Source organism: Candidatus Amarolinea aalborgensis (assembly GCF_900491745.1).
Taxonomy (GTDB): domain Bacteria; phylum Chloroflexota; class Anaerolineae; order SSC4; family Amarolineaceae; genus Amarolinea; species Amarolinea aalborgensis.
On the sequence record NZ_UETR01000002.1, the window covers coordinates 33996 to 48578 of the forward strand.

13 protein-coding genes are annotated in these 14583 nt (G+C 60.7%); 7 read left to right on the plus strand and 6 right to left on the minus strand.

The features are described 5' to 3' along the window. Positions 1-304: 304 nt before the first annotated feature. From ACPQ6D_RS02945 to ACPQ6D_RS02960, 4 genes are all read left to right on the plus strand, one after another. Positions 305-532, plus strand: coding sequence for a type II toxin-antitoxin system HicB family antitoxin (locus tag ACPQ6D_RS02945; protein ID WP_423222801.1), 228 nt, complete (start codon positions 305-307; stop codon positions 530-532). Positions 533-675: 143 nt separating this feature from the next. Continuing rightward, positions 676-936, plus strand: coding sequence for a hypothetical protein (locus tag ACPQ6D_RS02950; RefSeq protein WP_423222802.1), 261 nt, complete (start codon positions 676-678; stop codon positions 934-936). A gap of 92 nt (positions 937-1028) precedes the next feature. Next, the gene (locus ACPQ6D_RS02955) at positions 1029-1325 is read left to right on the plus strand and encodes a hypothetical protein (RefSeq protein WP_423222803.1); all 297 of its coding nucleotides are present in this window, start codon (positions 1029-1031) and stop codon (positions 1323-1325) included. Next, the gene (locus tag ACPQ6D_RS02960; protein WP_423222804.1) at positions 1286-1633 is read left to right on the plus strand and encodes a toxin-antitoxin system TumE family protein; all 348 of its coding nucleotides are present in this window, start codon (positions 1286-1288) and stop codon (positions 1631-1633) included. The genes ACPQ6D_RS02955 and ACPQ6D_RS02960 overlap by 40 nt, the downstream gene beginning before the upstream one ends. On the opposite strand, the gene ACPQ6D_RS02965 is transcribed toward ACPQ6D_RS02960, so the two are convergent. From ACPQ6D_RS02965 to ACPQ6D_RS02975, 3 genes are all read right to left on the minus strand, one after another. Further along, positions 1612-1791 (minus strand): helix-turn-helix domain-containing transcriptional regulator, encoded by a 180-nt coding sequence (locus tag ACPQ6D_RS02965; RefSeq protein ID WP_423222805.1) that lies wholly within the window; start codon positions 1789-1791, stop codon positions 1612-1614. The two genes, ACPQ6D_RS02960 and ACPQ6D_RS02965, sit on opposite strands and share 22 nt — an antisense overlap. 269 nt (positions 1792-2060) lie before the next feature. After that, positions 2061-5609 (minus strand): LamG-like jellyroll fold domain-containing protein, encoded by a 3549-nt coding sequence (locus ACPQ6D_RS02970; protein ID WP_423222806.1) that lies wholly within the window; start codon positions 5607-5609, stop codon positions 2061-2063. A gap of 155 nt (positions 5610-5764) precedes the next feature. Continuing rightward, on the minus strand, positions 5765-6319 hold the full coding sequence (locus ACPQ6D_RS02975; protein WP_423222807.1) for a hypothetical protein: 555 nt from the start codon (positions 6317-6319) through the stop codon (positions 5765-5767). A 1217-nt stretch (positions 6320-7536) separates the two neighbouring features. Here ACPQ6D_RS02975 and ACPQ6D_RS02980 point away from each other — a divergent pair. From ACPQ6D_RS02980 to ACPQ6D_RS02990, 3 genes are all read left to right on the plus strand, one after another. Further along, positions 7537-7737 carry a hypothetical protein gene (locus ACPQ6D_RS02980; protein ID WP_423222808.1) on the plus strand — a complete coding sequence of 67 codons (201 nt, stop codon included), beginning with the start codon at positions 7537-7539 and terminating at the stop codon, positions 7735-7737. Between the two features lie 3 nt (positions 7738-7740). Then, entirely contained in the window at positions 7741-9885 is a 2145-nt protein-coding gene (locus ACPQ6D_RS02985) for a hypothetical protein (RefSeq protein ID WP_423222809.1), read from the plus strand. 597 nt (positions 9886-10482) lie between these two features. Next, positions 10483-11565: a fibronectin type III domain-containing protein gene (locus ACPQ6D_RS02990; protein WP_423222810.1), complete on the plus strand. Its 1083-nt coding sequence runs from the start codon at positions 10483-10485 to the stop codon at positions 11563-11565. A 192-nt stretch (positions 11566-11757) separates the two neighbouring features. On the opposite strand, the gene ACPQ6D_RS02995 is transcribed toward ACPQ6D_RS02990, so the two are convergent. The 3 genes from ACPQ6D_RS02995 to ACPQ6D_RS03005 form a co-directional block, all read right to left on the minus strand. After that, positions 11758-11970, minus strand: a complete 213-nt coding sequence (locus ACPQ6D_RS02995; RefSeq protein ID WP_423222811.1) for a type II toxin-antitoxin system HicA family toxin — start codon at positions 11968-11970, stop codon at positions 11758-11760. Beyond that, positions 11967-12224, minus strand: a complete 258-nt coding sequence (locus ACPQ6D_RS03000; protein WP_423222812.1) for a type II toxin-antitoxin system HicB family antitoxin — start codon at positions 12222-12224, stop codon at positions 11967-11969. The genes ACPQ6D_RS02995 and ACPQ6D_RS03000 overlap by 4 nt, the downstream gene beginning before the upstream one ends. A gap of 62 nt (positions 12225-12286) precedes the next feature. Then, positions 12287-14521, minus strand: a complete 2235-nt coding sequence (locus ACPQ6D_RS03005) for a reprolysin-like metallopeptidase (protein WP_423222813.1) — start codon at positions 14519-14521, stop codon at positions 12287-12289. Positions 14522-14583: the final 62 nt, after the last annotated feature.

Sequence of the window (14583 nt, forward strand, 5' to 3'; positions counted from 1 at the left end):
ATTCTGACAACTTCACAGAAACCGATCAGACTAGACGGGAGACCGCTTACAGGCCTGGGTGCGCCTGACTTAACGTAAAGCCGCAACGCTGTAACGTCGCAAAGAGGCCTGCATAGCCGTCCACAAGGTGCTTGTGGCGAACAGAACGACGCACGAACAGGAGTTTCTCTGCGCCTTTGCGCCCGGCGCCTTTGCGTTAGGATGGTGCCTTGTGCAGGTTTCTCCTGACCATCACACAATTCGTGACATTCGTCCAGCTCGTGGCTTGACTCTGATGAACCTTGCGAGTCCCAAGGAGAACAAAATGATCAAACAGTTCAAAATCGTGGTCGAAAAACACTCCGATGGTTACGTGGCCTACCCATTGAATCTGAAAGGCGTGGTTGTGGGGCAAGGCGATAGCGACGAAGAGGCGCTGACCGATGTCAGATCAGCCATCACGTTCCATATCGAGACCTTTGGGCCAGAGGTGCTGGCAACTGCTTCCGGCCCGAGCAGTTCCGCGATGAACATCCGTTGGCCTGGGAAGTGAAGACACGCGGCATTCTCGTGCAGTGACCCAGCCCAAACAACCTGCGAACTGGGTCAATTGACAGCCCATCTTGGGCAAACTATAATTGGCCTCAATGGTGAATGTTTTTTGGACACCGCCTGACTCGGACAGGAGATCTTGTCGTGATCGAAACGATGATCAAGTTGGATGCCGTTGGGGATACCAGGCAAATTATGGCTCAGATTGATACGATCATACCAGAACTATTAGCCTTACGCCGCCGGTTGATCGCTGCCTTGCCTGCGCCAGTAACCCCGTCACATCACCTGACTGCTACGTTGTATGGTGCACTTGGGCATGGCGTTTGGGAAGAATACGACATAGACATTGATTGGGGATGGGTTCGGCAGGCTGCGTGCTCAACGAGATCGCCTGATGTCTGAGATGGGTGATTGACCTTCGATAGTTTCTCTGGTAAAATGGCGCTCATGTGCACTTACGTGCCGTTTGGTAATGTCAAACAGGAGAACTTCCGATGTTGGAGACACGATCTCTTCCGCCAGGAATCACGCGAAAGACGCTAGCTGGACTGGTCAAAGAAGTGGATGGTCGGGAGGCCGTATTGCGAGCCATGGTCCATCGCTTTGAGCAACGCTATGGCTCACTGGAAAAGCTGGATGCGCGGTTAGAAAGAGGCCAGGGTTCTGAGCATCCTGACTGGGAAGACTCAATCGAATGGCGCAATGCGGTGGAGATCTTGCGCCGCGCCCAGACCATGCGGAGTCTCTTTGAATGGCTACAGGGTTTGACCAAGCAGTTGCCCAGTTCATAGCTCAATGCAAGTACGTGACGTCCGTTCAAGATTTGATGACCAAGTGGCGACTTGAATTGGGTGGCGTCTACTTCCTCGATTTGTATTTCAATGCTGATCTGAACAAGTATAGCTATACGCTGGTGTCGCAAGGCGTTCGTATCATGGGGTGGGACAATGCACGTCATCATTCTGAATTGGCGAACTTCCCTCACCATGTGCACCATCACAACGGAAGCGTTGAACCCTCTGGGCTATCGGGCCATCCAGAGAAGGATCTTGAACAGATTCGACATATGATAGAGGCCTATCTGAAGAGCAGAATCTGAGATGTTGCGATTAAGCTATGCCTGAACTGGTCATCTCGTAGGTTCTCGCGATTCAAACCAGTCTCGCGCGCAACATGGCTGATCTTACGCGCCTCAGTCACATCATGCAGCGCCAACAGAAACATCTGCTGGTCGCCATGCTCGATGACCGCTGCCATCTGCTCTTTCAGCTATGCGTCGTGGCGCCTTTGCGTTTCAAATCTCTTGATTGCGCACGCAGCACGCCAATGTAGACAGGATGAACAGGATGCGCAGGATTCTCGTTTTGTGGTGTGCAGAACCGTCGCTGCGACGCGCCAGGCATCCTGTCAATCCTGTTTCCTGTCAATTTCCTTAGGATGCGCAGGATTTTCGTTCTGCGCTGTGCCCAACCCATCGCTGCGACGCGCCAGCCATCCTATCCATCCTGTTCATCCTGTCAATTCCCTCACGAACACGCCTGGTTCCAGGCCGCAGCCACGGTCATCACGTCCACAACATCAATCACGCCGTCGGGAATCACATCGTAGCGCGGATCGTAGAGGCCGCCGGCGTACCAGCGCTGCGCCACGGCCTGAATGTCGTTGACATCCACCAGCCCGCTGCCGTTGAAATCGTAGCATAGGCTGACGACGCCCGTGATGCGCACGACGCGGCCGTTGTTCGTGTCGGCCACCAGCAGATCGCCGGTGGGCAGCAAGGCCAGCCCCATCGGACTCCAGAAGCTGCCGGTGTGCCCGTCGTTCGGCCCGCTCCAACTACGCACGAGCGCGCCGCTGGGACTGAGCAGTCGCACGCGGTTGCCGCCGCGGTCGCTGGCTGCCACGGCGTCGCCGGGCAGCCGCGCCAGCCCCTGCGGCACGCCTAGCCCGACGGCCCAGTGCGCCTGCCACGTCAAATTGACGCCGTCATCATGCAGCGCCTCGATGCGGCCGTTGCCGCTGTCGGCCACCAACACGGTCTGCCCGGCCGGGCCGATGGGCAACAGCGCCTGCGGGTTGTTGAACTGCCCTGCGCCGCTGCCCGCGCCGCCGAATTGACTCAGCGTGTTGCCCATCCAATCCAACACATCCACACGATTCACGCTGCTTTGACTGACCAGCAGCCGCGTCTGCTGGCTGCTGCCCACGCGCGCCGCGCCGCTAATGAAAACCTCGTCCAACGCGGCGTCGGCCTGATCGCGGCCATCCACGCCCGCGCCGACGCTGAGCCAGGTGGGCATACCGGCCAGCGGGACGCGCTGCACATGTGAATCCACCAGGCGGCCGTCCACCCAGAAGGTGAAGCGGCGGTAGGGGGTTCCGGTCTGCACCGGCTGCCAGGCCAGCGCCAGGTGGTGCCAGACGTCGGGCTGCCAGTCGGAGACGTCGGCGTAGAGGGCAAAATCGTGCCGGCCCAGGCTGCCATCTGTGAACCAGGCGTAGAGCCAGTTCCAATCGGCCTTGGCCAGACGCAGGCGATAACCGTTATTGCCGGCCTGCAGCGCCTCGAACAGGGCGTGCTCCTGGTTGTCCGCGCCGATCCAGCTCGGCTTGACCCACATCTGCACACTGCCCTGCGCCGGATCGAAATGGCTGGCTGCGGCGTAGGCCAGTTGATCGTCGCCGTCCACGAGCGCCGCGCTGTCGAAACGCCCAGGCACAAAACTGACGCCGGTGGCGGTGATGGGCTGGCTGCCGCTCAGCTTCAGGCTGCCGTCGAAGGGCGCCAGGCCGAGCGTTTGTCCATCGGCCGCGGGCCGCGCCGTGATGGTGAAGGGCGCGCTCGCCAGCGCTATGCCGGCCGGGCCTTGCAGCGGCCCGGCGACGAAGCCTTCCTGCCCAAACCAGTTGACCAGTTGGCGCTGGCTGTCCAACACCTTGAGGCGATTTTCGCCCGTCACCCCGGCCAGCCACTGCCCGTCCGCGGTGCGCACCAGGGCGCGGCCGCCGGCCAGTCCCAGGTGCACCGATCCCTGCCGCCCCACCCAGCGGTCATCGGCCAACTGCGTGACGAGCGCGCCGTCATGACTATCCAGGATGACCCGTTCGCCCGTGGCTGGGTTGACTGTCACGGCGGCGGGCAGAATGGTGCGATGCGCGCGGAAGACCGGGCTGAAGCCGCTCTCGCGCCCCTGGCTGTCCACGGCCGTCACCGCATAGCGGGCCGTGCGGTTCGACGTGTCCACCAGGTTCAGGTTGGCGGTGCTGGCGATCAGCGTCAGGGGATAGAAGCCCGGTTCCTGGCCGCGATAGACGCGGTAGGTGGTGATACCAATCGCCGGGCTGGGCGCCCAATTCAGCGTGACGGTTGTCCCATCCACGCGGCCGCTCAGTTTGGGCGGCGCCGCGGGCGCGCCGGCCGCGGGCAAGTGCGTGCTCAACACGCGTTCGTAGGCGCTCGCGCCGCCCTGCCAGAAGGCCAGGTTGAAGTCGCTCAGCGTCCACCAGGCGTAGAACTGCTGGCCGCCCTGACTGACCTGCACCAGCAGTTGGCCGTTGTAGCCCACCACGTCAATCTGACCGAAGGGATTGGGCGCCAGGGTGTGCCCGGTGGCGGTGGTGATGCCGCCGAGGGGCAGGCTGCGATTGGGCAGCGACATGCGGCCATCCGCGCCGGTGACGCCGCTGGCGATGGGCGCGGCCTGCACCGTGCCGCCTTGGTCCTGGTAGATCGTCACGGTCGCGCCGGCCAGTGGCTGGCCGCGGTTGTCCAGCACGCGCAGGGTGGTGCTGGCCGGCACATCGAACAGATACTCGCCAAAGTAGCCGCGGCGTTTGCCCTGGTGACTGTTGAGCGCCAGGGCGCTGTGGTCGCTGTAATCGCGCCACGGCGTGTGCGGGCCGACGTCGCCGCCGCCCATCAGGCCAGGACGCACCCACTCGAAGCCGAGCAGCAGCGGCCGGCCGTCGCCGTCCGTCACCTGGTTCTGGTAGCTGCCGGCGATGTTGAGGTTGTACTCGTCAATCACGCCCAGTTGATGGGTCAACTCGTGAATCAGGCCCCAGTCAATCGCGCCGGCGAAGGTCTGCGCGTAGTTTTCAGCCGAAAGCTGCGACTCGTCCTGCGGGGTGTCGGGATCGTCCGCTTCGACGCGGAAAGTCCAGCGGCCATCGAACCAAACGCTGCCGCTCACCAGGTCGCCGCCCACCTCCTCGGTCGCAGTAATGACATCAATGCGCACGCGATCGAGAATGCTGTTGGGCGCGGCCGCGTAGGTTGCCGCGGCCAGGTTGACGTTCATGCGGTCGAACTGGGCCTGAATCCAGTCGTTGAAGCCCCAGGAACCGACCAGGTTGGCGCGCGTGGCAAAGGCTTGCACGATCAACGGATGCACCAGGACATCCATGTAGAGCGCGTCGGTGGCGTCGCTGCGCTGGTTATTGTTGCGCGTGATTTCGCTGAAGGTCACGGCCGGGTCAAGCGCCAGTGACACGGTGAAGCGCGCCGTCTGCCAGGGCCAGGTCAGGGTGAGGGTGGTGGTGACGCCGGGCGCCAGCGGCGGCAGATTGACCAGAGTGACCTGCGGCCGCGCCAGCGCGGCCGCCGCGGGCTGCAGCGTCCACACCGCGCTGGTGGCCGGGCTGGTCACCGCGCCCTGGTTGGCAATGCGCGCGGTGAAGGTGACCACTTCGCCGGGCAGGGGAAAGCGGCGCAGCCCCTGCGTGCCGGGGCACAGGTCGGGCAGGCCGCTGCTGTAGTCCAGGCAGTAGCGCTGATAGCGCGGCGTGCGTTCGATCCAGTTGACGCTGAGATCGGGCAGGTCGGGCACGCGGGCCGGTGGCGTATTGCCTTTGGGCGCGTCCGGATCTACCCAGTAGAAAGGCGGCGGCGTTGGCGGCGGCAAGGGGCCGGAAAGGGGACGACCCGCAGGCAGAGAGGTCAGCCAGGGGGCCGGCGCGTCCGGTGAGACCGGTTCAGCCAGGGCCGGGGTCGGCGTTGCCGCCAACGCGGCCACGGTCAGCAAGAGCAGCAGGGTCAAGATGGTCAGGCTCAGCAACCACTGAGTACGCAACATGAGATTTCCCTCCCTCGGATGGTTGGATTGGCTGGATTTTCGAGCCTGAACAAGTTCAGGACTCCCGGATCAGCTGGACTCCCGAACTTGCTCGGGACACGGGGTCGAATGGTCGAGCTTGAACAAGTTCAGGATTCCCAGATCAGCTCGCTGAGTCAGAGCGACTGCGAGGGTGTCAGCCGCGTGGGGTGCGGCGTCTGCGGCATCGGATAGCGACCGTACTGGTGCATGTAGAGATCGCTGTAGATCATATTCAGTTCCGCGCGGGCGCGCAGTAGGGCAAGCGAATCCGTGGTGCCGGTCAAAGCCATTTGTGCGGTTGCCAGGGCTTCGAGCGCATCGCCGATGTTGATGCCTGGCTGGCTGGCCGCGGCGACGTGCGCCACCACCACCTGCGGCGCGCCTGCCTGCGCCAGGTCATCGGCCAGGCGCGCCAGGCGCTGCGATGTGTCGCGATCCACAGTCGTCGCGCCGTAAGTCCATGTGCTGCGCGTCCACCCCACGGCCGCGGCCACCGCCAGCACGAGGCACAGGATCAACGAGGCGAGGATGACGAGGGCGCGGCCGACCGACCGCGGAATCGTCGGCCGCGGCGACGCGCCGGCGCCGCCCAGCCCTGCGTCCGTTTCGTCGTCTGCGCGCGCAACGCCCTCCACGTCTAAGGGCGATAGCAGCGCTGGCGATTTCGGGTCCGATGCGTCGGTTGTCATGACCAGTTGACCAATCAGTATTCACGTCCTTGCTAGGTGAAACAGGGCGAGCGCTTCGTACTTGTCGCCGTCTGCGCTGCGGAAGCCAACCGGTGACTGTTCCAGGATATGACGCGCGGTGTCCAGCTGGCCCATGCCACAAGGCAGTCTCGCGTCGCCGCAAATTATAGGCAGGAATCAAGCTGCCGTCAACAATATCCGCATGGCGTCCTACCTGACGATCCGATCCTGCGCAAGGGGATTTCGCAGCCCCCTCGCAGGGCTGCGGCGAGACGACGATCTCAGAGGCGCACGACGTTCTCACACGTCACCGCGCTGATGTTCACGTACCCCTGCGAGGGTTGGCAGCCGGGCAATCGCCCAACCTTGCGCAGGCCCGCCGTGTAAGGGGCACGCGCTGGCGAGGGCGTTCTCGGCTTGCCCGGCGCTGGATGGAGCAGCCAGCCTGCGCAAGGGGATTTCGCCCCCTCGCAGGGCTGCGGCGAGACGACGATCTCAGAGGCGCACGACGTTCTCACACGTCACCGCGCTGATGTTCACGTACCCCTGCGAGGGTTGGCAGCCGGGCAATCGCCCAACCTTGCGCAGGCCCGCCGTGTAAGGGGCACGCGCTGGCGAGGGCGTTCTCGGCTTGCCCGGCGCTGGATGGAGCAGCCAGCCTGCGCAAGGGGATTTCGCCCCCTCGCAGGGCTGCGGCGAGACGACGATCTCAGAGGCGCACGACGTTCTCACACGTCACCGCGCTGATGTTCACGTACCCCTGCGAGGGTTGGCAGCCGGGCAATCGCCCAACCTTGCGCAGGCCCGCCGTGTAAGGGGCACGCGCTGGCGAGGGCGTTCTCGGCTTGCCCGGCGCTGGATGGAGCAGCCAGCCTGCGCAAGGGGATTTCGCCCCCTCGCAGGGCTGCGGAGAGACGACGATCTCAGAGGCGCGCGAGGCGCTCACAAGCCAAGGCGCTGATGTCCCGTGATCCATGTGAGGATGGCGTCAACCTGATGTGTGTCATAGCGCGCGGTTGGCGGATCAAGTAGAATGGCGATAGTTTCCTGGTTTGTTTCTTTTGTCGTGCTGTGACCCTGACAGCGGTGAAAGAGTCCCGGAGGTCGCTGCAAATGCTGGTCGTTCACCTGGCATTGAAGCGGCTTTTTTTGTTTACGTATCAATGCCAACGAGCCAGCCACGATGCAACCCTGTTACCTGTCAAGCGAGGCTCATCATGGAAAACAATTCTACTCGAGGCGATTACCACAAAGCGTTGTGGCTTCTTTTTGTCATCCTGGTTGTTGTCATTGTCGGCCTGATAGCACAGGCGCGAGCAACCCACGCCAGTGGAGCCCTGGCAACGAGTGGAGCCGATGCGCAAGCACTTTTGGCTTCTTCCACACGCAACAGTGAAATTCCCACCAATGAGTTCTAAGCCTTGAAGAAGCTCTACGAGAGCACTCAAGGAGATCTCTGGTTTGATCACACCGCCTGGATGGAGAATGAATCTCCGTGCAGTTGGTATGGGATTGTGTGCGACGACGATCATGTGGTCGAAATCTACCTCTCAAGCAATCGGTTGGTTGGCAACATTCCGGAATCGCTTGGTCAGATGGAGAGTTTGCGCTACCTTGATCTGTCTGCTAACAAATTAGGGCGTCCGTCTGAAGGCTTAGGCGATTTGGTTGAGATTGCCCCGCTCGTGTTTGCGTTACCCAACCGTTCTGCCGTCGATTGGAGCAAAGACACCGCGGTCTTGGTCAGCGCCCAGGTTCAATCCACCCCTTCAGCTCAGATCACACTGACATGGCCGCTTGATCCCAACGCGGCCGGCTACCGGGTTTATCGCAAGTCGAAGAATGACGCAACCTGGGGCACGCCAGTGGCTACTCCGGGAGCAACAGCGATTGCTTTCGTGGAAACCACAGTCAACGGCGCCGCGCAGGAATATCGCATCGAGAAGGATGTGGTTATACCGCATCCGACGGGAACGCCAGAAGCCTATACGGCCTACGGTTACATCTATGCCGGCGTCGAAGTACCGCCGACTTTGCAGCGAGGCAAGGTGATCTTGATCGTGGATAGCAATCTCACAACCGCCTTGTGGCAGGAATTAGCGCGCTTGAAACAGGACCTGGTGGGCGACGGCTGGCTCGTGCTGCGGCATGATGTGGCGCAAACGGCCACCATCCTGAGTATCAAGGGCCTGATTCAGGCCGATTACCTTGCGGATCCAACGCAAGTCCGGGCTGTGCTGCTATTCGGGCATATCCCAGTGCCCTATGCTGGTAACCTGGTGCCCGATGGTCATGTGCCGGATCATCGCGGCGCCTGGCCCGCCGACGTCTTCTATGGCGACATAGACAATGTTGCCACAGGGTGCCAGGCCAATGATATCTGGACGGATTGCATCGTCAATACCGACAATAACGAACCCTTACCGCCTGACCTAAGAAACCGTAATATCCCTGGAGATGGCCGTTTCGATCCGTCGCCGTTGGATTATGAACGGATTCCATCAGATGTGGAATTGGAAATCGGACGGGTTGATCTCTACTTCCTGAATGCATTCGCCGCTACGGAGACGGAACTGTTGCGCAATTACCTGAACAAGGATCATGCGTTTCGCCACAAGACGTTGACGATTCTGCAGGACCCGGACATACAGCGCGGGTTCGTTGCCAACACTTTCGATACGGCCGTTAGGGGCTACGATTTTGCGGCCAGTGGATGGCGCAATTTCGCACCGTTTTTCGGACCTGACCATATCACGGTTGCCAATTCCAGTCTCTATCCCAATTACCGTTGGGATCAGATTGTAGAAGATGTCTATCCCGGCAGTCATTTTGGTAACCAGGCCCACTTGTGGGCTTATGGCAGCGGGTTCGGAACGAACTCCTCGGCAGACCACATTTTTAGTACAAGGCGATTTGCCGATTACCCAAGAGTCAAGGCCGTTTTCACCATGCTCTATGGCAGCTACTTTGGCGACTGGGATCAGTTCAATGACTTCCTGCGCGCGCCTCTTGGTTCTGACTATATCCTCACCAGCAGTTGGTCAGGGCGGCCACACTGGTTCTTCCATCACATGGCGCTGGGGGAAACGATTGGGTACAGCACGCGACTTACCCAGAATAATCAAGGATTGTATTACGCGGGTGAAAATAGTTCTCTTTATGCTGGCAATGTTCATATCGCATTGATGGGCGATCCCACATTGCGCATGCATGTGTCTGCACCCCCAAGCAATGTACTGGCAGAAGTTATTCCAATCAGCTCGACCTTCCAGGTTCGGCTGACCTGGAACGCCTCGCCCGATGCCAATTTGGGATATATCGTCGAACGAATTGACGACGTAGATCCTGTCGAGTGCTCATCGGCCGGTTTCTTCCCCCTTCACAGTGGTTACATCACAACCACGACTTTCCTGGACGAGCACCCCTTCCTGGTGAACCCCTGGCCCGGTCCCAGCATGTATCGAGTGCAGGCGGTTCAGTTGGTTACGTCTGGCAGTGGTAGTTATCATAATACCAGTCAGGGCATTTTCGTCACGGTTGGACACACAGGATTCCCGCCGTGTTGATTTCGCTTTCCCACTTCTGCTTGCGTTCATCGAGTAATCGAATCAATCGCCATTGAGAGGTCATGGAGGCCGATGATGCTAGATACAAACAACACGGATCAGGGGCGATTCGCTATCAGGATGGTGGCTGTGGTGATCTCGTTCCTGGCGGCGCTCCTGGTCACAGTAGAACTAATCCACGCTGACAATGCATTCTCTGAAGCAACACCGCATGATTTCTCATGCATGGAGGTAACGCAGATCCCACAGGCGGAATGCGTAGCGATTGTTGCTTTCTACAACAGCACCGATGGACCTCATTGGTGGCGTCGTGAAGGATGGCTGCAATCAAACACACCATGTACCTGGTTCGGTCTAGCATGCACGAAGGGGCACATTACGCAAATTGTCATGGAGAACAACTGGCTGAGGGGTCATTTGCCACCAGAGCTCGGCAACCTCACCAATTTGCTCCGACTAAAACTATCCGGGAACGAACTTTACGACCAGATACCGGTAGAATTGGGCCATTTGACCAATCTCCAGTCAATGGAGTTAGGAGGGAACCGACTCAATGGTATCCTGCCACCAGAATTGGGAGACCTGACTGGATTGCATGTGCTCGATTTGAGCTCCAATCACATTACCGGTAATATTCCGGCCACTCTGGGCAACTTGACGAATCTCAACCGTGTGATGCTGTCCGTCAATCACCTGAGCGGTCCGATTCCGCCAGAATTGGGCAACCTGGTGAACCTGCAGGAGCTTCAGCTATCCGAGAATGAGCTGAGCGGACCCCTTCCGCCGACCCTGGGTAACTTGCCTCTCCTGGAAGTCCTGGCCATCGAGTTGTGCTTTCTGAGCGGAGAGCTTCCCCCTGAATTGGGCAACCTGCACAACCTGGGCTCGCTCTTGCTCTACCGCAACCAGCTGCAGGGCGCCATTCCGGCCACATTCGGGAATCTGACCAATCTGGAATACCTCTCCCTCGGCACCAATCACTTGAGTGGACCAATCTCCCCAGAACTGGGCAAGCTGACGCAGGTTCAATACCTGGATTTATCCAGTAATCACTTGAGCGGCTCGATTCCGCCCGAACTGGGCAACATGAGCAGCCTGCTCGGACTCGAACTGAGCGACAATCAGTTGTCGGGCGAGATTCCGGCTGAACTGATGCAGCCGCCGTACCTGTACTCGGTCGGTGTGGACTACAACATGGTGACGCCCACCGATCCAACGGTGATTGCGTGGCTGAACATGGTGGATCCAGGGTGGGAGTATACCCAAACGGTGCCGCCGAGCAATGTGCAGGCCACTCTGGTCGCCAGTCATAGCGCAACCCTGACCTGGACGCCGATTCCACACCTGTGGTGGGAGGAGGGCTTCTATGAGGTGAGCTACGCCACGAGGCCCGGCGGGCCTTATGTGGTGCACGGTACAACACCTGACAGGGCGACCGACCATTATGGGGCCGCTGATCTGCCGCCCGCCAATCTCTATTGTTTCGTTGTGCGAACGTTCACGGCGCGGCCCATCTACTATTTTGCCAACGAATGGTGGAGCGCCTACAGCCCCGAAGTGTGCGTGGGCGCGCCGACCGCAGTGCACTTGCGCAGTTTTTCGGCCACGGCGACTTTGTGGGGCCGCCCGCTCTGCACGCCTGGTCGCTGGCCGCTATGTCGGGCGCTTCCAGTGAGGTAACTACCTGGGACTTCCCGTGAATTGATGTAGCGCTCTCACACCCCTGGTTTCTCGCAGAAACCAGGGCTGTGTCTTCGAGCGAGTCCTTGCCATTGGCAGCCGAGCAAGCGGTCAACCTTGCGCAGGCCCGCCGTGAAGGGGCCTGCGCTGGCGATTGGGTGAACACGCATCGGCTTCTATGAATGGTTCCTGTCAGGCACGCTTGAACTCTTCCCAATCCAGGCCGAGTTGACGGATAACGCCGTGAAGCGTGCCGGTTTTCAAGTCCTGGTTTCCCCAATCGGGAACAACCGTCCCTTTGCCGGTTGCTGGATTATACCACTTTCGATGAGATCCACTGCCGCCTTGAGCTAACTCCTTGCAGCCCAACTCGTGCAGTTTCCTGGCAACTTCCCGGTATCTCATGCAACAACCACCGGAACAAGCGTTTCTGCCCACATGGTTGTGCCAACGGCCATGGGCATCAAAACGGCTGGTAGAGGGCGCCCCATATCTTTGTAGAGCTCCATGACCGCGATGAGCGCATCTGCCACATGGGTGTAGATCTCTGACACATCGTCCGCCTCCGTAATCAACTCTGGCAGGAGAGGACAGGTGATGGTGTATCCCCCTTCAGGTTGGGGTTCTAGCACGAGTGGAAGCTTGTAAATGCTGTTCATCAAATACTCCGTCTATCAAACCGTTTGGGAACCTGGCCTCTTGAAGCCGGGCTTCTTCGAGCTTACGGACACGCTGTATTCCAGGCCGAGGCGGCTGCCTGCACATCCTGGATGTCGTTGACGTTGTCGCAGCCGCCGCTCGCGCGACAGTTGATGTCGGCCGGCCGGGTGTAGACACCGCTGTTGCTGAAGGTGTTCCAGGCGTCAGCCGTGAGGCCGATGTCAGTGGTTTCCACGGTGGTGCTGCCGGCATTGCACGAGCAGTCCACGTCGGCCCAGAAGCAGGCCGGCACGGTGAAGTTGACATTCGAGATATCGAAGAAGATGCTGCTGGCGCAGGCCACTTTGACACGCGCGGTCGTGCTGTTGGCGTTGGGCGTCGTGACGGTCTCCGCGCCATCGTTGGCCACGCCGCTCGCCAGCGTGATGGGGTAGGTGTAGCCGCCGTCGGTGGACAGCAGGATGTTGACAGCAGCGCAGCTGACCGGGGCCGCCGTGGTGCTGGCGACATTCCACGTGACGTTCATCGGCGTGCCGCCCAGGATGCTGACCGCTGTGTTGGGCGCGGTGACCTGGAAGGGGCCGGCGGCCGTGGTGACGTTGAAGGAGAGGCTGGCGTAGTTGACGCCGCCGCCTCCGCTGCGGTTGTCGCGCGCGGTCAGGCGGAAGTTGAGCGCACGCGTGACGTTGGGCAGCACTTCGCCGATGACGGTGGTGTTATTAACCAGGTCAGAGGGACGCGGGAAGGTGCGCGACGGACTTACGGTCGCGAGCCAGGAGCGGAAGAAGGGCGGGTTGGTGGCGTTGTTCGGCGCGCCGGCGGCTCCCAGATCGAACTCCTCCCAGTTGAAGGTCAACGGATCGTTGTTGCCGTCGGTGGCGGAGCCAGTCAGCGTGAAGGGCGTCTGCTTGGGGATCGTGAAGCCGCCGGTTCCGGCGTTGACGACAGGCGCCAGGTTGCCTGTGTTGGTGGTGACCGGGCAGGTGTTGCCCTGGCCGCTGACAGTGTAGGCGATGATCTCATCGAAGCTGATAACGTGGAAATAGTCGTCGCTGTGCGGCTGCAGATCTTGCGCGCCGCAGATGCCCGCATACGACATGATCGTCGAGCCGCTGCCCGGCTCGTAGGCCGTCGAAGCGTTGCGGTTGCCGCCGCCGCACGATCCAGCGTTGCCGTTGAAGCTGTGGTTGGCGCCAAACTGATGTCCCATTTCGTGCGCGACGTAGTCAATATCAAACGGGTCGCCGACGGGACTGCTGCTGCCGGTGACGCCTTGCGCCTTCCACCCTGCGCGACAGGGGACGCCCAGGTAGGCCACGCCGCCGCCGCCGGTGCTGAAGACATGCCCCACGTCGTAATTGGCAGAGCCGATGACTGCATCCAGGTTGGTCTGATTCTCGCCGAGCATCGCGCTGCCATTGTTGTTTGTGTACGGATCGGTCGCGGCATTCGTGTAGATGATCAGGTTGTTGTTGGCAACCAGGACCATGCGCACAGCCACTTCGCGCTCGTACACCCCGTCGACGCGATTGACCGAGACGACGACGGCGGCCAGGCCGAGAGGAACCGTGCCGCCAAAGAACTGCGTATATTCACCGGTCGCGGCGACGGCCAGGCGGTAGGTGCGCAGTTGGGGTCCCGCGGGCGTCTGCGGATGCGCCGCGATCAACGCGGCGATGGTGGCCGACATGCCGTCATCCAGCGGCGGCGACTCGACGAAACGTTTGCCGGCCGGCGCCTGGAAATCACGCGTGTCGTAGCTGATGTAGTGGATGGTATCCCCGCGGCGGTAAGGGTCAATGTAGACGGTCCCCGCGGCAGAAAAAATGATCGCGTGAAAGCCGAGGGGCGTCCAATCTAGCCGGGTGGTGGCGCTGAGATCATCCAGGCCCTGACCGGCGTACGTCCTGATTTCAGGAAAGCGTGCGGCCAGCTCGGGCGCCATGACGGGCGACTCGACCAGGCGAAAACGGGCCCAGGTTCCGTCGGGGAGGGGTAAGGTGATGATCGTGGCGCTGTTCGCCGCGCCGGCAGCCGCTTCCAGCGGGGTCGCGGCCAAGATGGCTTGCAGCGCGTCTGGGTTGAGGGTCAGCGTGCGGTAGACCTGGGGAACGATCAGCCGTTCGCCGCCCGCGGGCAAGGTGGCCTCGTCCGTGTCCACCCACAGATCGGCGCCAGGCGCCGGATGAGTGGATTGGGCGCTGGCCGAGGCGAAGACGAAGACCAGGCACATGACGAGGCCGAGAATGACCAACTCTCTCAACAACGACACGGGGCGACTCAAGGTGTTGCGCATGGTGAAATCTCCTCTAAACGGTGGCACAGGGGACATGGACATTATAGATGAAGTTGCCCGCT